The organism is Halosimplex rubrum, from assembly GCF_013415885.1.
GTDB classification, from domain to species: domain Archaea; phylum Halobacteriota; class Halobacteria; order Halobacteriales; family Haloarculaceae; genus Halosimplex; species Halosimplex rubrum.
In genome coordinates this window covers 1886859-1907041 of sequence record NZ_CP058910.1, presented here as the reverse complement: position 1 = coordinate 1907041, position 20183 = coordinate 1886859, and the positions used below count along the sequence as shown (strand labels likewise).

The following is a 20183-nucleotide window of genomic DNA, read 5'->3' as shown; positions in this document are numbered from 1 at the left end:
GCGTCGGGACAGAAGAGCGATCGGGTCCCCGGGGACGCCCGCGGGCCGGCTACAGTTCGATTTCCTCGAGGCAGTCGGTGCCGCCACAGACCGGACAGGACAGGTCGGAGACGCCGTGGTCGTCGGGCACGTCGTAGGTGTAGTGGTTCTCGAACATGTCGAGGAAGCAGTCGTCGTCCGTACACTTGAGTTCCTTCGTCGGTGGCATACCCGCGGATTCGGACGGCCGACGGATACTGTTTTCGCCATTCCGACGGCCGAAATCGGGGTTCTAATCCGATCCCGGGTCGACGCGGCCGTTTGACCCCGTTCAGCTACTCGCCGCTCCCGCGTCCTCGTCCTGATAGACCGGCATGTCGAGCAGTTCGGTGTAGTCGACGCCCTCGGCCCGTGACTGATACTCTTTGGCGATCTCCGCGAGTTTGAGATCGGAGAAGGCCCGACCAGTGAATATCAGTGCCGTCGGGACGCCCTCTTCGTCGAACCCGTTCGGGATGGAGATTCCGGGCAGCCCGGCGATGTTTGCCGCGCCGCCCAGCGCCCGATTCGGCAGGACAACCGCGTCGTACGGCGCCATCGCCTCGTCGAGTTGCACTTGGATCTTACGCCGGATTCGGTTGGCTGTGATGTAGTCTTTGGCCAGGATCGTGTCGTAGGCGTACCCGCCGATGCTCCCCTGGGGGGAGGTGAGGTCCTGCACGTCGCCGGACTCGATGAGATCGTCGAACACAGAGCCCGCCTCCGCGAAGAGAGTGAGCGACGCCGTCTCGCCGTAGGGCAGGTCGGGCAGGGAAATCTCCTCGATTTCGGCGAACTCCCGGAGCGTCTCCAGCGAGTCCTGAAAGTTCGTGTCATCGGCCTCCAGATCCAGCGTCGCCAGCCGGACGGGGTCACTGGGTTCGAGGCTCCGGATCGTGTCCATCCGGTCGAGGGAGGTGTGATCTTTCGGGTCCGGCCCGGCGATAGCCTCGAAGACCATCTCACAACCTTCCGCGGACCGACACATCGGTCCAAGCTTGTCCATCGTGTACGACAGCGCCATCGCGCCGTACCTGCTGATCGCGCCATAGGTCGGTCGCAGTCCCGACAGCCCACAGTTTCCGGACGGGGAGAAGATCGATCCCCACGTCTCCGAGCCGATCGAGAAACCGACCAGGCCGGCAGCCGTCGCCGCCCCGGGGCCGCTGGAGGAGCCACCGCTCCAGACGTCGAGGTTCCAGGGCGTATAGGCGGTGCCAGTGAAGCTCATCGCGTCGGGAGAGTACCCCATGCCTCCGGCAAGTTCGACCATCGCGAGCTTCGCGACCAGCACCGCGCCCGCGTCGTCGAACCGCTCGACGATCTCGGCGTTGTAGTCGAACTCCTGATCGCGATACGGGGCCGCGCCCCACGTCGTCTCGTACCCGTCGACTGCAACCAGGTCCTTGAGTCCGTAAGGGATTCCGTGGAGCGGCCCGCGATCGACCCCGTTGGCCAGCTCCGCGTCGGCCCGGTCGGCGTACTCCAGAGCGCGCTCCTCGGTCGTCGTCACAACCGCGTTCAGCTTCGGTCCGATCTCCTCCAGTCGGTCGAGGTACGCCTCCGTCAGTTCCCGGGACGTGAACTCGCCGTCTCTGAGCTTCTCACCCAGCTCCGGGACCGTATCGAATAGGTCCTCGTCGGAGACCGGCATCAGTCCCACTCCCCCCGGTAGGGCTCGAACCGCAACGCCATATCGTCCCCGTTAGCGAGCGCGGTGTCGTCGAGCGCCTGTGCGGTGGAGATGTTCCCGGCGACTTCCTCCTCCAACGTCGAGAGGTCCGCCTCGGTGAGCATGTCGCCGTACTTGGCCTCAAGATACGATAGCAACGCTTCGGTCCCGACAGGCTGGTCCTGTTCCTGGTCGGCCACGTCCGCCGGGCTCGTTATCGACGGAGCGTCGCGACTCTCGACAGGGGGCGACGAGGCATCCGTGGCCGCGCCGGCGCCAGCGGTCGCCCCAACAGTTCCGAGCGCCGTGAGGAGCTGCAACACCGACCGACGACCGATCATATGCCCATCACTACCACTATTATCTGCGGCTTCACTTCTACTTTCGGTTTTTTCTACCACAGTTGCGCTAAATTTGTAGCGAAAATAGACGTATAACGTCTTTGTGTAAGGGGCCACTAGGACGGAGTGGCGTATTAAGACCTCATATCGATCAGTTCGAACGGGACTGGTGTTCGGTATCCACCGAATTTCGGAGGTATCTAGCGGTCTGGCGGGCGACGTTCGCCCGGCCCGACTCGGAGAAGCCGAACCTTCATATCGGACGAGTGAGAGACGGGTGGTATGGGTTCGCGTGTCTTGGGCGTGGATTTCAGCGGTGCGACGGACGCGGGGCGCTCGCTGTGGCTGACGGAGGCGCGGTCGACGGGGGAGGGGCTCGTCGTCGACGACTGTTACAGCGCGGCCGACGAGTGGGGTGTCGGCCGCGAGCGCGCGCACGCCGGCCTCCGCGAGCGGGCGACCGACTTCTCGGTCGTCGGGCTGGACTTCCCGTTCAGCCTCCCGCAGGCGTTGCTCGACGAACACTGCGGCGGCACCTGGCTGGGCCTGGTCGACTGGCTGACCGGCGACGGGCCGGAGGACCCGGACGGCTTCGCCTCGACCTGCCGGTCGACCGCCCGGGCCTACACGGGCGACGGCACCGCGCAACTGCGCCGGGAGACCGACCTCCGGCGGGCGGCGCTGTGCCCCTACGACTCGATCGTCCAGTACCAGACCTTCTACGGGGTCCGCAACGTCCTCTCCGGACTGGCCGGCGACCCCGACGCGACCGTCGCGCCGATGCAGTCGGGGCCGGCGAGCACTCGCGTCGTCGAGGTGTACCCCGCGGCCACCTTCGGCTGGCTCGGCCTCTATCGCGAGGGCTACAAGGGCGACCACCGCCGGCGCCGCGCGACGAACCTCGAGGGGATCGAGGCCTGTAGCGTCGACATCGGGGCGTTCCGCGACACCTACGAGTCGAGCCACGACGCGCTGGATAGCCTCGCCGCCGCGGTGTCGGCCGGTCGCGTCGGCGCCGACCCGCCCCGCCACGGCCCCCGCGAGGAAGGACACATCTACGTGTAGCCGGGTATCGCGGCGACGACCGCCGGTCGCTTCACGCGTGTTTCGGGAGGGTGACCGTGAACACCGAGCCGGTCGGCTCGTTGTCCGACACCGCTATCTCGCCGCCGTACTGCTCGACCAGCGTGTGCGCCAAGTAGAGTCCGATGCCGGTTCCGGGGCTCTCCGGTCCCATCTCGCCCTTGCCGAAGATGGCGTCCTTCTGCGAGTCCGGGACGCCGGGCCCGTTGTCGGCGAAGCGGACGGTGACCTCGGTGGCCGATTCCTCGACACCGACGCTGACGTGCGGGTCGGCCGCGTCGTTGTGGCGGGCGGCGTTGCTCAGCAGGTTGCCGAACACCGACGACAGCAGTTCGTTCGCTCTGACGGCGACCGACGGGATCGGACGCTCGGCCGTGACGGTCAGGTCGTCGTGACGGCGGTCGGCCTTCTCGATCTCGTCGTCGAGGATCTGCCGGAGGTCGATCCCGGTCAGCGAGAACTCCGCGTCGCTGCCGATCGAGTCGACGAAGTCGCGGGCGATCGTGGTCAGCTCGTCGATGTGGTCGCAGGTCCCCTGGATGCGGTCGACGTACTCCTGGCCCTCCTCGTCGTCGACGTACCGGTCGATCCCGTCCGCCCAGGCGAGCAGCAACTGGATGTCGTTGTTGATGTCGTGGCGCACGAGCCGATTTATCACCGCGAGCTCCTCCGTCCGGGTCTCCAGCTCGCGCTCGCGGCGCTTCTGCTCGGTGATGTCGCGGGTGATGAGCTGGAAGGAGTCGGCCTCGCTGCCGACGCTGACCGGTGCGGCGACGTTGTGGAAGTGCCGGACGCCGAAGCTGTCCTGGAAGGTGACCGCCGACCCCGCCGTGAGCGCGCGCCGCCCGTGTTCGATGCGGCTGGCCGCCGTCTCCTTCGGGAGCATGTCCGAGAGATGCGCCCCGGTCAGCTCCGAGCGGGTGGTGTCGAACGAGCGGGCGGCCGCCTCGTTGGCGGCCGCGATCGTCCCGTCGACGCCGACCTGCGTGATCTCGTCGGGCGTGTTGTTGACCAGCAGCTCGTACTTCTCGTTGGCGCGGCGCTGGGCGACCACGTTCTCGATGCGGTTGGCCAGCAGCTGCAGCTGGCCCTCCTCGGCGATGTCGTCTTTCCGGAGGTAGTCGTCGACGCCCGCGCCGATCGCCCGGCTGGCCGTCCGCTCGTCGCCCTGGCCGGTCAGGAGGATGAAAGGAAGCCCGTACTCCTCCTCGACGCGCCTGTACAGCTCCAGGCCGTTCAGCCCGGGCATCTCGAAGTCGCTGACGATACAGTCGACCGAGCGGTCGGCGAGGGTCGAGAGCGCTTGCTCGCCGTTCTCGGCCTTCCATACGGAGATGTCCGCCGCCTCCCCCAGCCGGTCGGAGACGATCGTGCGAAAGAAGCCGCTGTCGTCGACGAGCAGCACGTCGATCGACGACGTATCCATCATACGAAATCATCCACGAGGGAGGTGTTATAGCTGACTGCCGGATTTTCGCCCGCGATAATCGAACGCCGCGGCTCCGACCCCTTCGGCCCCCCGGCGCCGCCGAGCCGGCGCGCCCGACCGCAAGCCCGGGATACTTGAGTGCGGAGCCGAACGGGCACTCAATGAGCGACGAACACGGCGGGTTCGAGGGGATACGGGAGAACCTCGACGGCAACCCGATGATCCAGCTGTTCGGCTACGCGACGCCGTACTGGCCCCGGCTGACGGTCGGCGTCGTCGCGTCGTTCCTGACGCGGTTCGCCCGGCTGGTCCCGCCGATCATCGTCGCCGCGGCCATCGACCGCGTCCTCCTGAACAACGGCGAACCGGGTCTGCTGACCCAGGCCGGGCTCCTCCCGGGCGGTGCGATCGCGAGCGAGGCCGCGAAGGTGGCGTTCCTCCGACGGCTGGTCGTCCTCGCCGCGGTGGCCTATCTCGTCCGGTCGGTGACCCGCTTCGTCTCGCGGTACCTCCTGCAGTCCGCGGCCCAGAAGATCCAGCGCGACCTGCGCAACGACACCTACGACCACCTCCAGCGGCTGTCGATGGACTTCTTCGCCGACCACCAGACCGGCGGCATGATGTCGATCCTCAACAGCGACATCAACAGGCTGGAGTCGTTTCTCAACACGGAGTTCCGCCAGTTCATCCGCGTCGTCGCCACGGTCGGCGGGATCGCCGTCATCCTCTCGACGTACTCGGTGAAGCTCGCGCTCATCGCACTGGCGCCGGTGCCGGTCATCGGGATCGCCAGCGGCTACTTCCTCACGTGGATCGAGCCCCGCTACCGGTCGATCCGCCGGACCGTCTCGCGGCTCAACACTCGTCTGGAGAACAACCTCAGCGGGGCCGCGGTCATCAAGGCCTTCGACCGCTACGGCTTCGAGCGCGAGCGCGTCGAGGCCCAGAGCCAGCGCTACCACGACGAGAAGGTCGCCGCGCTGCGGATCCGACGGGCCTTCTTCGCGGGCCTGCGCCTGCTGACCGGCGTCGTCTTCGTCGCCATCCTCTACGTCGCCGGCATGGACTTCATCGCCAATCCCGAGAGCGAGGCGGCCCTGAGCGCCGGTACCTTCGCCGTCTTCTTCCTCTATCTGCGCCGGCTGTACTCCCCGATGCGACGGGTCGGCAAATCCGCCAATAAGTACCAGCTCGCCAAGTCCAGCGCCGAGCGGGTGTTCGGCCTGCTCGGCCGCGAGCCGGCGATCACCGAGCCCGCCGACCCCTACGAGCCCGACGCGATAGACGGGGGCGTCGCCTTCGAGGACGTGACCTTCGCGTACGACGAGCAGCCGGTCGTCTGCGACGTGGACCTGGCGGTGGAATCCGGCGACACCGTCGGGCTCGCGGGTCCGACGGGCGCCGGCAAGTCGACGCTTCTGAAGCTCGTTCCTCGGTTCCACGACCCCGACGAGGGCGCGGTGCGGGTCGACGGGACGGACGTGCGCGAGTACCGCCTCCAGACCCTGCGCGACCACGTCGCCGTCGTCGAACAGCAGCCGTACCTCTTCTCGGGAACGGTGGCGGAGAACATCGCCTACGGCGACCGGGAGGTACTGGCCGGCGAACAGCGTCGCGCCCGCGAGACCGACGCTGACGGCGAGCGACCGCGGCCCGACCGACGACGGGCGGCCGACGCCGAGACCGCCCGCGAGCGGGTCCGCGAGGCCGCCGAGGCCGCCGAGGCGGGCGCGTTCATCGAGGACCTGCCGAAGGGCTACGACACCCAGATCGGCGAACGGGGCGTCAAGCTCTCGGGCGGCCAGCGCCAGCGCGTCGCCATCGCCCGCGCGCTGCTGAACGACCCCGAGATCATCATCTTCGACGAGGCGACCAGCGACGTGGACACCGAGACCGAGGAGCGCATCCAGGAGAGCCTCGACCGACTCGTCGAGGACCGAACCGCCTTCGTCATCGCCCACCGGCTGTCGACCATCCGCGACGCCGACCGCATCGTCGTCATGGACGAGGGCCGGGTCGTCGAGCGCGGGACCCACGAGGAACTGCTCGCCGAGCGCGGCGACTACGCCGACCTCTGGTACGCCCAGGCCGACGAGGGGCCCGTCAGCGCCGACGACTGAGCGGTCATCCCGGTGGGTGGGTCCCATCCGTCGATCGGCCGTCCCATCACCAAACTAATATATCGGGCGGTTGAACCGGCGGCCATGTCGGATGGCCCTACACCGCCGGCCTGGGTCGTCGAACAGCCGGGACTGACCGCCGTGGCGCTGGTGAGCGTCGTCCTCGCGCTGTCGGTCCTCCTGCCGTACCTCCAGTTCGTCCTGTTCGGTGTCGTCCTCGCGTACATCCTCTACCCGCTCCAGCGGCGTCTGGAGCGGTACGTCCGACCGATGGCGGCGGCGATGGGCGTCGTCGTCGCCACGCTGCTGGTCGTCCTGCTCCCGCTCGTCTGGGTCCTCTCGCTCGCCGTCCGTCAGTCGTTCGACGTCGTCCGCGCCATCCAGCGGGGCGACATCGACGTCGAGCGGATCGAGCGGCTGTTCGAGGCGAACGGCTACGCCGTCGACCTGGTCGCCGTCTACGAGGCCAACCAGGGCCGGATCGCCGCGGCCATCCGGGAGGTGACGAACGGCGCGGTCGACCTCGTCGGGAGCCTCCCCGGACTGTTCATCGGGCTGACGGTCACCCTCTTCGTCCTGTTCACGCTGCTGCGCGACGGCGATGGACTGCTCGCGTGGATCGAGTGGGTGCTACCGGTCCCGGACGAGGACCTGGCCGAACTCCGGGCCGGACTGGACGATCTCATGTGGGCGTCGGTCGTTGGGAACGTCGCCGTCGCCGCCATCCAGGCGGTGATGCTCGGCGCCGGTCTGTTCGTCGCTGGCGTCCCGGCGATCGTCTTCCTCACGGTCGCCACGTTCGTCCTGACGCTGCTGCCGCTGGTAGGCGCGTTCGGGGTCTGGATCCCCGCATCGGCGTACCTCGTCGCGGTCGGGCGACCGACCGCCGGCGGCGCGCTCGCCGTCTACGGGCTGTTCGTCACCCTCTCGGACTCGTACCTGCGACCGGCGCTGATCGGCCAGACCGCCGCGTTCAACTCCGCGATCGTCATCGTCGGCATCTTCGGCGGGCTCGTCGTCTTCGGCGCCGTCGGCCTGTTCATCGGCCCGGTCGTCCTCGGCGGCGCGAAGCTCGCACTCGACTGTTTCGGCCGTCAACACGCCGGCGCCCCGCCTGACGAAGCGGGCGTCGACCAGACCGACGACGGGACCGGGGCCACCGGGGGAAAGGCGGACGCTGGGTGAGCGCTCGGCCGTCGGTGACCGGCCCCGGCCGCGGGCGGGAGCCGCTCGGAGGCGACCGCCGCCGGCGAGCGACCGAAAAAGACCCTTTATCCCCGTCGAGCCAGTACCGAGGGCCAATGACCCGAGACCCCGCGACGCTGGACGTGACCATCGTCGACGGGTACGTCGACGAGCCGGCGCACTTCGGCGTGCCGCCCTACATCTCGACGTACCCCCGGTACACCGCGGGGGCGCTCGTCGACGCCGGCGTGCCCGCCGAACGGATCACCTACCACACCATCGACGGCCTGCGCGACGACAAGCGCCGCTGGGCCGACGTGGCCGACGCCGACCTGCTGATCTACGTCGGCGGCATGACCGTCCCCGGCAAGTACGTCGGCGGCACCCCCGCCGAACCCGACGAGGTCCGCCGGCTCACCTGGGAGGCCGACGGGACCACCCTGCTGGGCGGCCCGATCCGCTTCGGCGTCGGCGAGGAGAACAAGGGCGCCGAGGAGACCGAACGCGACGATCTGGACTACGACTTCGTCGCGAAGGGCGACGTGGAGGCGGCGGCCCACGACCTCGTCCGCGAAGGGCTGGAGGGGTTTTCCGACCGGATGCGCGACAACGAGGAGATATCTCGGTGGGCGCGGGCCGGCGCGTTCGTCGTCGAGCAACACCCCAACCACCCCGACTACCTCATCGCCGAGATGGAGACCTCCCGGGGCTGTGCCTACCGGTGTTCCTTCTGCACGGAACCGCTGTACGGCGACCCCGCCTTCCGCACCGCCGAGTCGGTCGTCGACGAGGTCGACGCCCTCTCGGACCACGGGGTGCGGGACTTTCGACTCGGTCGCCAGGCCGACATCCTCGCCTTTGGCGGCGACGGCGAGGCGCCCAACCCCGACGCGCTGCGCGATCTGTACGGCGGCATCCGCGAGGTGGCGCCCGACCTGCGGACGCTACACCTCGACAACATGAACCCGGTGACGATCACCGACTACCCCGAGAGATCGAGGGAGGGGATCCGGATCATCGCCGAGCACAACACGCCCGGCGACACGGCCGCGTTCGGCCTCGAATCCGCGGACCCCGTGGTGCAGGAGGAGAACAACCTCCTGGTCACCGCCGAGGAGTGTCTCGAAGCGGTCCGGATCGTCAACGAGGAAGCGGGCTGGCGGCCCGGCGGCGACCGCGACTCCGCCCCGAACTTCGGGTCCGACGCCTCGCGGCGCCTGCCGAAACTCCTCCCGGGGATCAACCTCGTCCACGGCCTCGACGGCGAGCGGTCGGAGACCTTCGAGCACAACAAGCAGTTCCTGCGGGACGTGCTGGAGGAGGGGCTGATGGTCCGCCGGATCAACATCCGGCAGGTGATGGCCTTCGAGGGGACGGAGATGAGCGAGACCGGCGCGGAGATCGCCCGCGACCACAAACAGCAGTTCAAGCAGTACAAACGCGAAGTGCGCGAAGAGATCGACAACGCGATGCTCCAGCGGGTGGCGCCGCCGGGGACCGTCCTCCCGGACGTGCATCTGGAGTACCACCAAGACGGCAAGACGTTCGGGCGTCAGCTGGGCACCTACGCCCTGCTCGTGGCAGTGCCGGGCGAGCGTGAACTCGGGCGGACGGTCGACGTGGCGGTCACCGACCACGGCTACCGCTCGGTGACCGGCGTCCCCTACCCGCTCGATCTCAACGCGGCGTCGATGGACGAGCTGACCGCGGTCCCGGGGATCGGGCGGTCGACCGCGGGCGATGTGGTCGTCAACCGGCCGTACGACGCCGTCGACGCGGTCGACGCCGACGCGGACCTCCGGTCGTTCGCGACCGTCGACGGCGAGACGCCCGAAGCCGGCGACTGACGCCGACGGCCGGCGGCCGCGACCGAGCGCGGTCCACGGTCCGGAAACCGGGGCACGAGGGGGTGCCTGCACCAGCGAACAGAAGGTTCTTGGCCGTCCCCGTCGGTAGCTGGACCAATGAGTGACGTCGAGGTGAGCGTCGTCCTCCCGGCCTACAACGAGGAGGCCACCATCGAGCGGACCGTCGAGGTCACGCTGGAGACGCTCGCCTCCTTTCTCCCCGCGGGCGCCTTCGAAGTGATCGTCGCCGAGGACGGCTGCGACGACCGCACGCCGGAGATCGCGACGCGGCTGGCCGAGGAGGACGACCGCGTTCGCCACATCCACAGCGACCGGCGCCTGGGACGGGGCGGCGCGCTGGAGTACGCCTTCGAGCGGGCCGGCGGAGAGACGCTGGTCTACTTCGACACGGACCTCGCCACGGACATGAAACACCTCGAAGAGCTGGTCGAGACCGTCCGTTCCGGCGAGTACGACGTGGCGACCGGCTCGCGGTGGATGCCCGAGAACCAGGCCGAACGGCCGGCCAAACGGGCCGTGTCGAGTCGCGGCTACAACACGCTCGTCCGGCTCTTTCTCCGCTCGGACATGCAGGACCACCAGTGCGGGTTCAAGGCCATCTCGCGGGAGACCTTCGACGCCCTGCGGAGCGAGGTCGAGGACGAACACTGGTTCTGGGACACCGAGGTGCTGGTCCTCTCCCAGCGACGGGGGTACCGGGTCAAGGAGTTCCCGGTCGACTGGGAGCCGAAAGGCGACACGAAGGTCGACCTCGTCCGGGACGTGTTCGGCATGGGGAGTCAGATCCTCCGGACGTGGTGGCAGCTGTCGGTGAGCCCGCGGATCTCCCGGCGGGTGAGCATGGCCGCCGGATCGATACTCGTGATGCTCGCGCTGATCGTGGCCGTGAGCGTCGTCTTCAACCTCGAGACCGTCTTCGACGCGATGAGCGGGGCCGACCCGGCGCTGGTCACCGCGGCCGGCGTCGTGTATCTGGTCTCGTGGCCGCTGCGGGGGCTGCGCTACCGCGACATCCTCGACCGGCTCGGCTTCTCCGGGGACACCTGGTTCCTGACGGGTGCGATCTTCATCAGTCAGACCGGGAATCTGGTCTTCCCGGCGCGGCTGGGCGACGGCGTCCGCGCCTACGTCGTGAAGGCCCGCCGCGACGTGCCTTACCCCAGCGGCTTCGCGTCGCTGGCCATCGAGCGCGTCTTCGACCTGCTCGCGATCACGGTGCTGGGCGGCACGGTCTTGGTCGGGCTGGTCCTGACCGGCGGCACCGAACAGATCGCCGAGGCCATCGCCGCCGAGATTCCCCCGGTCACCATCGGTGGGGAGACCATCGACGCGGGCGCGGCGGCCCGGACGGCGCTGCGGGTCGCCGCCGGCGTGGGCGCCGCGGCGGTCCTCGGCGTCCTCGCCATCCTCGCCAGCGCCCGCATGGAGAGCGACTACGTCCACCGGGTCGTCACGGCGGTCAGCAACGACTCCTACGCCAACTACGTCTCCGGCGTCATCGAGCAGTTCGTCGGCGACGTGCAGGCGGTCGTCAGCGACAGAGGTGCGTTCGCCCGCGTCGGCCTGGGCAGCCTCGTCATCTGGGTCGTCGACGTGGCGACGGCGCTGGTCGTCTTCGCGGCGTTCCCCGACATCGCGCTGACCCCCGCGCTGGTCGCGACCGCCTTCTTCGCCGTCAGCGTCGGCAACCTCGCGAAGGTGCTCCCGCTCTCGCCGGGCGGCATCGGGCTCTACGAGGGGGCGTTCACGCTCATCGTCTTCGGACTCACGAACGTGGCCGCGCCGGTCGCGTTCGCCATCTCGATCGTCGACCACGTCGTCAAAAACGCCGTCACGATCCTCGGCGGGCTGGTCTCGATGGGCTGGCTCAACGTCTCGCTGACCACCGCGGTCGAGGAGAGCCGCGAGGCCAGCGAGGTCGAGGCCGCCGCCGTGACCGAGGACTGACCGTTCACTCCGGCCGCGACAGCGGGTTCGGCACCGACTCGAAGACGTAGCTGTGGGACCGGTCGGTCAGGCGCATCCGGGTCAGACACTTGTACTCCCAGGTCGGCGCGAACAGGACGTCGGCCGCGTCGTCGACCCACGCCTCGGGGACGCCCTCGCGACGGAGGTCCGCGAGCGCCTCCGCGACGACCGCGGAGAGGACGGCCCAGCAGCGCGACTCCGAGATGTTCCGGTGGCGGACGAGCACCCGAACCAGCTCCGCGAGGTGGTTCTGGACCAGCGCGTAGGTGCATTTGTCGTACGCCGGTCCCATCTCGTCGGCGACGGTCACCGACCCGGGATACGGGTCGACGGCGTGACCGCTCGCGGCGAGGCGCTCCCGACAGATCCGGAGTCCCCCGTAGTCGCGAACGAGCGCGCCCGTCGGGTCGCCGTCGTCGAAGACGACGACGCAGTTCTGGAGGTGCGCCTCCAGCCCGATGCCGTACGCGACCAGCAGTCGGAGCGCGTCGGGGACGACCGTCTCGGCGTACGACCGGAGGAACGCCGCCGTCGCGTCCGTCCCGCCGTCGGGGGCCAGCGCGTCGAGCAGCGGTCGCCCCTCGACCGGGCCGCGGGCGAGCAGCGCCGCGGCGGTCAGCGGGAGCGACCCGTCGTCGACGAGTTCGAGCGGGTTCCGCCGGACGAGCGCCGAGAGGTGTTTCGCCCGGACGTGTCCGGGACCGTCGGTGTGTGGCCCGTCGGGGTCGTGGAAACAGGCGCTGGCGGTCTCGGGGATGCCCCGGAGCGACCGGAAGGAGCCGTCGTCGAACACCCCGTCGAGGGCGTCGGTGACCCGGGGACCGTTGTGGATCGTCTGGGGCGTGATCGTTCGGACCGAGGAGGTCGTCTGGATCCCCAGCGAGACCTTCAGGTGCGGCGGCGTCGGGTCGCCGGTCCGCGGGACGAGCGTGCGGAGCGAGACGGTCGCGGCCGCGGGCAGGGCGCAGTTCGGGACGGGGACGACGACGCCGCGGTCGATCTCGTGGGCGTACCGCTCCGGCAGCTCGTGGCGGTACTGCCAGGGGTGGACCGGGAGGACGGTCACCGCATCGGGGTCGCGACCCGCGGTCGACACGGCCTCGGAGACGCCCTCGCGGAGGCCGGGCACCAGGTCGTAGAGCCGCTCGGAGAGCGACGGCCCGCCGGCGACGGCGTCGCCGCTGGCGTACTCGTCGGCGACCGCGACGAACCTGACCTCGGGAACGGCGTCGTACTCCGACCCGTACGAGACGACCTCCGACGGGCCGAACCCCCGCCGGAGCTTCGTTCCCGGGTGCAGCGGGTGGCCCTCGACGACCAGCCGCTCGGAGCGCAACAGCGGGTCCGCGGCCGCCCGGAGGTACGCCCGGTCGTCGCTCCAGTCGGCCTCGGCGGCCCGCTCGTGGACCGACGCTTCCTTGCGGTCGCGGCGCGTGTACGACAGCGCGAGGTTGGCCGCGCTGTCGGCCAGTTCCGCGGCCACGCGCTCGACCTCGTCGTGGGTCACGCCGCCGAGTCGACCGGCCGACCAGAGCGTCCGCAGGACCTGCTCGGGACGGGCGAGTCGACGGGTCGCGTCCGCGTCGCAGCGGACGGCGTCGCCGACCGGGTCGGGCCGTCTGAACGCCCGCATCCCCGCGACGGGGACCGCGAGTGCGGCGTCTATCGACGGTAGCGGCACCACGAGCGCGCGCTCGGCGGCGGGCGGGAGCGGCCGGAGTCGGTCGACGACGGTCGCCAGGGACTGGCCCGGCGGGACCGTCATCGATCGGTCGGCGTTCGACAGCGGAACGGTCCGGGCCTCCTCGCCCAGGCCACCGACGTTCTCCCGGACGACGCCGGCGAGCAGGCGGTGGGTGATCGCGCGCCGTGCCGGGGGGACCGCCGCGCGGTAGCGGTCGTAGAGGCAACCCCCGTCGCCCCGCGGGAGTAGCGAGACGGCGTCCGCGAGGCGGCGCTCGGCCTCCGAGAGGTCGACGCCGCCGCCCTCGGCGGGGTCGAGGACCGACATCGTCATCGCCCCCTCGCCCGCGGTCGAGCGTGTCTCGCGAGCGGGTTCGCGACGGTCGTCCGGCTGTAGTCGTGGGTAGCGTCGCGGAGCCGCATCGCGGTCAGCGCCTTGTGGACCACGCGGTCGTCGAACAGCGACTCGCGGTCGGCCGAGACGCGCCGGTCGGGCACCGCGTCGTCGGCCGCGAGGGCGTCGAACGTCTCCTCGCACCGCCGCCGGACCAGTCGCCAGCAGTCGGCGGCAGCCACCGGTTCGGTCGCGCAGAGCCGGCCGATCAGTTCCCCGAGGTGGTTCTGGAACAGCGAGTACCAGAGCTTCTCCCGGGCCGCCGCCGCGTCGTCGGTGAACACCTCGGAGTCGGGATGGGGCGATACCTCAGCGCCGTCGAACCGTCCCTCGTGGACGCGGACACCGCCGAAGTCGCCGACGAGCGCGCCCGTCGGTCGCCCGTCCTCGAACACCACGTGCGTGTTCTGGAGGTGGGCTTCGAGCGCGACGCCGCGGGCGACGAGCAGGCGTAGCGGTCCCGGAACCACCGCGCCGAGGTACGCCGCGAGGAACGACTCGACGGTCTCCGAGCGGTCCGACGCGGACCGGCCGTCGGCGAACGAGTCGAGCGTGGCAGCGAGGACCGACCGGCGGCCCGGGGGTGCCCGTGCCAACAGACCGGCGGCCGTCACCGCACGCCGGTCGTCCTCGACGACGGAGTGGGTCGCGGGGTGGCGTCGAGCGAGCGCCGAGAGGTGGCGAGCGTCGTCGTAGCCCGGGCCGTCGGTGTGGGGACCACCAGGTGGGTCGTAACAGGTCGCCGCCGGTTCGGAGAGGACGCCGAACCCCGAAACGGACAGCGCGTCGCAGGCCGCCGTCAGCGCGCCGCTCAACTGCGGCCCGTTCGTGACGGCGTTGGGCGAGAGCGTCCGGACGGCGTTGGTCGTCTGGACGCCGATAGCGAGCTTCAGGTGTGGCGGCCGGTCCGCCGCCGTCGACCCGGGTTCGGGGACGACCGTTCGGAGCGACAGCAGCGGCGTCACCGGGACGGTGTACGACGGGACGGGGACGACGACTCCGTCCTCGCGCGCCGCCGCGTAGCGGTCCGGGAGGACGTGACGGAACTGCCACGGATGGACGGGGACGACGGCGTACTCCGAGACCGGCCGTCCCGACGGGAGCGCCGTCCCGACCGCCATCCGGAGGTTCGAGAACGTCGCGTAGAGCCGTTCGGTGAGCGACCGGTCGTCGACGCTGGCTGCCAGCGCCCGGTCGCGGTGGATCGCGGCGAACCGCAACGGTAGCGAGTCGGCGAACTCGGGCGCGAACGACAGCGACTCGGTCGGCGACATGCCGCGCCTGATCTTCGCGCCGGGGTGGAAGGGGTGGCCACCCGTAACCAGCCCGTCGAACGCGGCCGAGGCGTCGACACTCGACCGGTCGGGCGGGCCGGCCGGGGTCGGCGTCGATTCGCTGTCGGCCCACCGCACTCGCCGTGCCAACCGTGCGAGCGCGAGGTTCGCGACGCTCTCTCCGAGCTCGGCGCGGAACCGCTCGGGCGCTTCCGGCGCGTCGAAGGCGCGTTCGCGGTCGAGGAGCGGGACCAGTGACTCCGGGGACCCGACCGGTTCCGTCGCCTCGATCCGGCAACTGACCGCGGGCGAGACGAACGCGAACCGCCCGAACGCTCGCCGGTCTGCGACGGACGCGGCGACGACCGCCTCGGAGGCGGGGAACCGAAGCAGGAGCACGTCCTCGGCCCCGTCGGTCTCGGGGAGCCGGGCGGTGAGCGCGTCTCCGTCGAGCGACGCCAGCGGGTCGGCGTTCGTCTCCGGGAGGTCGGGGTCCGTCGCGTCGACGACCAGCGGCTCCGGAAGCGCGTCCGGCAGGTCGCGAGCGAGTCCCCCGAGCAGCCGGGCGAGCACCCCCCACCGCGCGGCCGAGAGTTCGCGTCGGTACGCCTCGTCGGGCGGCGAGGAGAGGTCGTGGCGCTGTGCGTACCGGAACGCCGCGGCCAGCCCCGCTCGCTCGCGCTCGGTCAGTTCCACGTGTGTCACCGCCGGCCGGCCGGCGACCGCCGGCCCTGTCAACGATCGTGTCATCGCCCCTGTGTTTAGGGCAACCTAAAATAACTTTTTCCTAGTTTAGGTAGACCTAAAAACATAAGTGAGGGGCGAAACCAGCGGGGGTATGACACCGCTCGTCCGACGGCCCAGTGCCGCGTTCGCGGCGCTGTCGTCCACGTCCGTGGTCCGCGCCTACGGCTACGCGCTCACGGCGACGTACCTGTCGTTCTATGCGGCGGCGTTCGACGCGTCCGGACTCTGGATCGGGGCGTTCACGACCGCCTTCGCGGTCGCACAGACCGTGACGACGGCGGCGCTGGGGGCGTGGGCCGACGGCGATCGAGTCCGGCGACTGCTCGTCGGTGCCGTGCTCGCCAGCGCGGCGACCTACGTCGGGTTCGTGTTCGTCGTCGACGAACTGACGCTGGTCGCGGCGCGGGTCGCTCAGGGAGTCACGGTGAGCGTGCTGTTCGTGCTCGGGACGGCCGCCGTCTCCGGCCGCGCGTCGGCGGACGACCGCGGTCGGCAGGTGGGTCTGTTCAATCAGGTCGGCGCGCTGGCCGGCGGCCTCGGGACCGCCAGCGCCGGCGTGATCTACCAGACGGGGGGGTTCGCACCCGGTTACCTCCTGCTCGCGGCAGTGAGCCTGGTCAGCGTCTGGGCGCTGGCGCGGACCGACCTGGGCGTCGACGACTTCGAGGCGGCCGGCGGCGTCAGCGCCTACCGTCGGCTGGTCGGGCGTCCCGCGGTCCACGGGATCGCCGCGTTCCGCGTGGGATTCGCCTTCGCCAAGACGGCGGTCAGAGTGTACCTGCCAATCTACGCGTACCTCGCGGTGTCGCTGTCGCCGGCGGCCGTCGGCGTCGTCCTCACCGCTCCGCGAGTCGCCCGCACCGTCTGTCAGGGGTACGCCGGCGCACTGGCCGACCGCGTCGGTCGACGACCGCTTCTGGGTGCGGCCGCGGTCGGCTACGTCGCCGCGGCGGCGGCCGTCCCGCTCGCCGGATCGCTGGAGAGCCTGACCGCCTGCGCGTTCCTGTTCGGTCTCTCGGACGCCTGTCGGGTCCCCGCGAGCGTCGCACTGTTCACCGAGGCCGAGACCGCCTCGCGAGCCGTCACCTCGCTGTCGCTCCGGAGCCTCCTCTGGAAACCGGGTTCGATCGTCGCGCCCGTCCTCGCCGGTGCCCTCCACGACGCCGCGAGCGTCCACGCAGTCTTCTACGCGACCGCCGCCGTCGTCGTCGGAACGGTCGCGGTCGCCGCCTCGTTCGACGGCGGTCGCCCCACGTTCGAACCGACGCCCGGCGCGGACTGAGCGCGGTCTCGGAGTCGTTTCAATAGGTTTTTATATTTTTAGGTCGGCCTAAAAAATGATGCGACGTAGAACGTTCATCGCGAGCGGTATGGGAACGACGATCGGACTCCTCGCCGGCTGCACCGGTGATAGCGGCGAGGCACCGACCGAGACCGAAGCCGGGTCCGAAACGGCGGCGACGAACACGGAGACCAGCGGCGGGACCGACGCCGTCGAGGGCGACGGCGGCGAGTCAGCGACTCAGGCCGAGGACGGCTACACCGTCTCGATGGAACCGATGGGACCGGTCACCTTCGACGGGCCGCCGGAGGACTGGGTGGCGTTGCTGCCGAGTTACGCCGATATGGGGATAGCGCTGGACGCCGGGCAGACGCTCGGTATCCAGTTACCCTACCGGTACGCCAGCCACTTCTACGATGAACTCCCCGGCGTCGAGTACGACCCCGACGCAGTGACGACACTGTATCAGGACGGGGTCGACAAGGAGCGGATCTACGAACTCGACGCCGACGTCCACTTCATGGAACCCAACCAGCTGATCCACTGGTACGGCTGGGACGAGGGGGACGTCGAAGAGATAGCGAGCAACGTCGGCCCGTTCTTCGGGAACTTCATCCGGCGGCGCAGCGACGCGTGGCACGACTACCCCTACTACTCGCTGTACGGCGCGTTCCGGAAGATCGCGAAGGTGTTCGACCGCGAGGAGCGCTACCGACAGTTCAAGTCGTTCCACGACGAGTTCCTGACGGACGTACAGGAGCGGCTGCCCGAGGAGACCCCGGAGGCGGCGCTCCTGTACCCGGCCGACGAGCCGCCGGAGACGTTCTACCCCTATCAGCTCTACGACGGCGGCGTCGGCAAGAAGCAGTGGCGCGATCTGCGGCTGCGGGACGCCTTCGAGGGGACCGACGTGGGCCACTACTCGGGCGACACGAGCCTGGAGGTGGACTTCGAGACGCTGCTGGACATCGACCCGGACGTGCTGTTGATCCGCGGCCAGGAGGAGCGTGACCGCGCGGCCTTCGAGGAACACGTCGTCGAGCCGCTGGCCGACCACGCGCTCGGGAGCGAACTGACCGCCGTCCGGAACGGTTCGGTCTATCAGGGGGGCTACCTCGACCAGGGTCCGATCATCAACCTCTTCCAGACCGAACTGGCCGCCCAGCGGATCTTCGCCGACGAGTTCTCCGAGGACCGACTGTTCGACCGCCAGCGCCTCGCGAACATCATCACCGGGGAGACCTGACCCCGGATAATCGACGCCGCTGTACCGGTGGCCTCCGCGGGGTCAGTACAGCCCCGTCGCGAACGGCCCGAACGCCCCCGCCACAGCGTGGACGAGCGCCGACTCGCGGTCGATGGCACCACCGGTGAGCACGCCCGCCGCGCCCGCACGCCCCTTGAGGTTCTCGGTCCCCAGTACGTCGTCGAGCACCGGCCCCAGTTCCTCGCCCGCACGCACTCGCTCGGCGATATGGTCGGGGAGCCGGAGCGCGGGACCGCCGCCCCGTTCGAGACCGTCGCCGTCCGACACAGCGGCCCACATGATCACGTACAGCCCTGGTCGCTCGTCCAGACCCGCGACGCCGCCCTCGATCCCGACGCCGTAGTCGGCGTTCGAGTCGGTCTCGAGCGCCCGCGCCGCGCGGTTCTCCGCACCGGTCACCGTCTCCGTGCGACCCCGCGGCTGCTCGGGCACGCCCGATTCGACGGCGACGGCCACCGTTTCGGCCCCGCCGTCGAACAGTTCGCCCGCGACTCGCTCCGTCGCGGCGACCTTCACTCGGTTCTCGCTCCCGACGGCGATCCGTGACATACCGCGACCCTGATCCGCCGCCCGCTTGCTCGTTTCGTTCTCGTCGAGTACGAGTATATAAATGCGAGATAGTAACGTGTGGAACACGTTCACACACCGAGCGAAATCCCGTCTGCGGGCCGTTTCCGCGAGACCAAACACCTAGTAGCGAAAGATTTATAAAAGTATCTCCGTATGGTTGTCCCACCACCGAACGAGTCCGGGATTCTCGACGCGTCCTCTCCGGACCGACACGCCCCCAGCAATGAGCGACTCTCGACTCAGAACCCAGCGAACAGACGTACAGGAAGACGAATCGACCGAGGAGCGGACCGACGAGGCCTGCCCCGAATGTTCCGGTCACCTCGTGATGGACGAGGAGCGCGGCGAGACGGTCTGCGAGGAGTGCGGGCTGGTCGTCGAGACCGACGAGATCGACCGCGGGCCCGAGTGGCGCGCCTTCGACGCCAGCGAGAAAGACGAGAAGTCCCGCGTCGGCGCGCCGACGACGAACATGATGCACGACAAGGGCCTCTCGACCAACATCGACTGGCGCGACAAGGACGCCTACGGCAACTCCCTGTCGTCGAACCAGCGCCAGAAGATGCAGCGCCTGCGCAAGTGGAACGAGCGGTTCAGAACTCGCGACTCCAAGGAGCGCAACCTCAAGCAGGCGCTGGGCGAGATCGACCGCATGGCCTCGGCCCTGGGCCTGCCCGAGAACGTCCGCGAGACCGCCTCGGTCATCTACCGCCGCGCGCTCGACGAGAACCTCCTCCCGGGCCGCTCCATCGAGGGCGTCTCGACGGCCGCCGTCTACGCCGCCGCCCGGCAGGCCGGCGTCCCGCGCAGCCTCGACGAGATCAACGAGGTCTCCCGCGTCGAGAAGTCGGAGATCGCCCGCACCTACCGTTACGTCATCCGCGAACTCGGCCTGGAGGTCGCGCCGGCCGACCCCGAGAGCTACGTGCCACGGTTCGCCTCCGCGCTCGAACTCTCCGACGAGGCCGAACACCGCGCGCGCAAGCTCCTCCAGAACGCCAAGGAGCAGGGCGTCCACTCCGGGAAGTCCCCCGTGGGTCTGGCCGCCGCGGCCGTCTACGCCGCCGCCCTGCTGACCAACGAGAAGACCACCCAGGCCGCCGTCAGCGAGGTCGCCGACATCTCCGAAGTGACCATCCGGAATCGCTACCACGAACTGCTCGAGGCCGAGCAGGGCCTCCCCGCGGTCTGACCGACCCCGACGCCCTCGCGCTTCCACCGGCCGGCGAGCCCTCGCGGCCGCGACTCCCGACTCCCGCCGAGAGCGCCCTCTCGACCCGTG

Annotated in this window: 15 protein-coding genes; 8 read left to right on the top strand and 7 right to left on the bottom strand. The window is 69.8% G+C overall.

All coding sequences use genetic code 11. The features are described from left to right. Positions 1 to 49: 49 nt before the first annotated feature. From HZS55_RS09425 to HZS55_RS09415, 3 genes are all read right to left on the bottom strand, one after another. Positions 50 to 208 carry a DUF7559 family protein gene (locus HZS55_RS09425; protein ID WP_179911427.1) on the bottom strand — a complete coding sequence of 53 codons (159 nt, stop codon included), beginning with the start codon at positions 206 to 208 and terminating at the stop codon, positions 50 to 52. A gap of 102 nt (positions 209 to 310) precedes the next feature. Further along, positions 311 to 1672 (bottom strand): amidase, encoded by a 1362-nt coding sequence (locus HZS55_RS09420; protein ID WP_179911426.1) that lies wholly within the window; start codon positions 1670 to 1672, stop codon positions 311 to 313. After that, complete coding sequence (locus tag HZS55_RS09415) at positions 1672 to 2013, bottom strand: hypothetical protein (protein WP_179911425.1); 342 nt, start codon at positions 2011 to 2013, stop codon at positions 1672 to 1674. The genes HZS55_RS09420 and HZS55_RS09415 overlap by 1 nt, the downstream gene beginning before the upstream one ends. Before the next feature lie 300 nt (positions 2014 to 2313). Here HZS55_RS09415 and HZS55_RS09410 point away from each other — a divergent pair, with 300 nt between their 5' ends. After that, entirely contained in the window at positions 2314 to 3096 is a 783-nt protein-coding gene (locus tag HZS55_RS09410; protein ID WP_179911424.1) for a DUF429 domain-containing protein, read from the top strand. Between the two features lie 31 nt (positions 3097 to 3127). On the opposite strand, the gene HZS55_RS09405 is transcribed toward HZS55_RS09410, so the two are convergent. Then, the gene (locus HZS55_RS09405; RefSeq protein WP_246308402.1) at positions 3128 to 4543 is read right to left on the bottom strand and encodes a sensor histidine kinase; all 1416 of its coding nucleotides are present in this window, start codon (positions 4541 to 4543) and stop codon (positions 3128 to 3130) included. A 161-nt stretch (positions 4544 to 4704) separates the two neighbouring features. Between HZS55_RS09405 and HZS55_RS09400 the strand changes: the two genes are divergently transcribed. From HZS55_RS09400 to HZS55_RS09385, 4 genes are all read left to right on the top strand, one after another. Continuing rightward, complete coding sequence (locus HZS55_RS09400) at positions 4705 to 6663, top strand: ABC transporter ATP-binding protein (RefSeq protein WP_179911423.1); 1959 nt, start codon at positions 4705 to 4707, stop codon at positions 6661 to 6663. A gap of 84 nt (positions 6664 to 6747) precedes the next feature. Then, complete coding sequence (locus HZS55_RS09395; protein WP_179911422.1) at positions 6748 to 7848, top strand: AI-2E family transporter; 1101 nt, start codon at positions 6748 to 6750, stop codon at positions 7846 to 7848. A 116-nt stretch (positions 7849 to 7964) separates the two neighbouring features. Next, positions 7965 to 9695 (top strand): radical SAM protein, encoded by a 1731-nt coding sequence (locus HZS55_RS09390; RefSeq protein ID WP_179911421.1) that lies wholly within the window; start codon positions 7965 to 7967, stop codon positions 9693 to 9695. A gap of 117 nt (positions 9696 to 9812) precedes the next feature. After that, a complete protein-coding gene (locus tag HZS55_RS09385; RefSeq protein ID WP_179911420.1) occupies positions 9813 to 11663 on the top strand; it encodes a flippase-like domain-containing protein in 1851 nt (616 codons plus the stop codon). 4 nt (positions 11664 to 11667) lie between these two features. Here the strand turns inward: HZS55_RS09385 and HZS55_RS09380 are convergent, their stop codons facing one another. Together HZS55_RS09380 and HZS55_RS09375 are read right to left on the bottom strand one after the other, a co-directional pair. After that, entirely contained in the window at positions 11668 to 13701 is a 2034-nt protein-coding gene (locus HZS55_RS09380; protein ID WP_246308401.1) for an IucA/IucC family protein, read from the bottom strand. Continuing rightward, positions 13698 to 15785, bottom strand: coding sequence for an IucA/IucC family protein (locus HZS55_RS09375; protein ID WP_179911419.1), 2088 nt, complete (start codon positions 15783 to 15785; stop codon positions 13698 to 13700). Before HZS55_RS09375 ends, HZS55_RS09380 begins: the two co-directional genes overlap by 4 nt. A gap of 88 nt (positions 15786 to 15873) precedes the next feature. Here HZS55_RS09375 and HZS55_RS09370 point away from each other — a divergent pair, with 88 nt between their 5' ends. Further along, positions 15874 to 17064: an MFS transporter gene (locus HZS55_RS09370; RefSeq protein WP_179911418.1), complete on the top strand. Its 1191-nt coding sequence runs from the start codon at positions 15874 to 15876 to the stop codon at positions 17062 to 17064. A gap of 88 nt (positions 17065 to 17152) precedes the next feature. Beyond that, positions 17153 to 18310 (top strand): ABC transporter substrate-binding protein, encoded by a 1158-nt coding sequence (locus tag HZS55_RS09365; RefSeq protein WP_179911417.1) that lies wholly within the window; start codon positions 17153 to 17155, stop codon positions 18308 to 18310. A 42-nt stretch (positions 18311 to 18352) separates the two neighbouring features. Here the strand turns inward: HZS55_RS09365 and yjjX are convergent, their stop codons facing one another. Then, positions 18353 to 18880, bottom strand: coding sequence for an inosine/xanthosine triphosphatase (yjjX, locus tag HZS55_RS09360; protein ID WP_179911416.1), 528 nt, complete (start codon positions 18878 to 18880; stop codon positions 18353 to 18355). 244 nt (positions 18881 to 19124) lie between these two features. On the opposite strand from yjjX, the gene HZS55_RS09355 reads away from it, so the two are divergent. Beyond that, positions 19125 to 20093, top strand: a complete 969-nt coding sequence (locus HZS55_RS09355) for a transcription initiation factor IIB (RefSeq protein WP_179911415.1) — start codon at positions 19125 to 19127, stop codon at positions 20091 to 20093. The last annotated feature ends 90 nt before the right edge of the window (positions 20094 to 20183 follow it).

Excerpts from the sequence above, each read along its gene's own strand:
- HZS55_RS09425 (WP_179911427.1), bottom strand. The coding sequence starts at position 208 with ATGCCACCGACGAAGGAACTCAAGTGTACGGACGACGACTGCTTCCTC.
- HZS55_RS09420 (WP_179911426.1), bottom strand. The coding sequence starts at position 1,672 with ATGCCGGTCTCCGACGAGGACCTATTCGATACGGTCCCGGAGCTGGGT.
- HZS55_RS09410 (WP_179911424.1), top strand. The coding sequence starts at position 2,314 with ATGGGTTCGCGTGTCTTGGGCGTGGATTTCAGCGGTGCGACGGACGCG.
- HZS55_RS09405 (WP_246308402.1), bottom strand. The coding sequence starts at position 4,543 with ATGATGGATACGTCGTCGATCGACGTGCTGCTCGTCGACGACAGCGGC.
- HZS55_RS09400 (WP_179911423.1), top strand. The coding sequence starts at position 4,705 with ATGAGCGACGAACACGGCGGGTTCGAGGGGATACGGGAGAACCTCGAC.
- HZS55_RS09395 (WP_179911422.1), top strand. The coding sequence starts at position 6,748 with ATGTCGGATGGCCCTACACCGCCGGCCTGGGTCGTCGAACAGCCGGGA.
- HZS55_RS09390 (WP_179911421.1), top strand. The coding sequence starts at position 7,965 with ATGACCCGAGACCCCGCGACGCTGGACGTGACCATCGTCGACGGGTAC.
- HZS55_RS09385 (WP_179911420.1), top strand. The coding sequence starts at position 9,813 with ATGAGTGACGTCGAGGTGAGCGTCGTCCTCCCGGCCTACAACGAGGAG.
- HZS55_RS09380 (WP_246308401.1), bottom strand. The coding sequence starts at position 13,701 with ATGACGATGTCGGTCCTCGACCCCGCCGAGGGCGGCGGCGTCGACCTC.
- HZS55_RS09375 (WP_179911419.1), bottom strand. The coding sequence starts at position 15,785 with ATGACACGATCGTTGACAGGGCCGGCGGTCGCCGGCCGGCCGGCGGTG.
- HZS55_RS09370 (WP_179911418.1), top strand. The coding sequence starts at position 15,874 with ATGACACCGCTCGTCCGACGGCCCAGTGCCGCGTTCGCGGCGCTGTCG.
- HZS55_RS09365 (WP_179911417.1), top strand. The coding sequence starts at position 17,153 with ATGGGAACGACGATCGGACTCCTCGCCGGCTGCACCGGTGATAGCGGC.
- yjjX (WP_179911416.1), bottom strand. The coding sequence starts at position 18,880 with ATGTCACGGATCGCCGTCGGGAGCGAGAACCGAGTGAAGGTCGCCGCG.
- HZS55_RS09355 (WP_179911415.1), top strand. The coding sequence starts at position 19,125 with ATGAGCGACTCTCGACTCAGAACCCAGCGAACAGACGTACAGGAAGAC.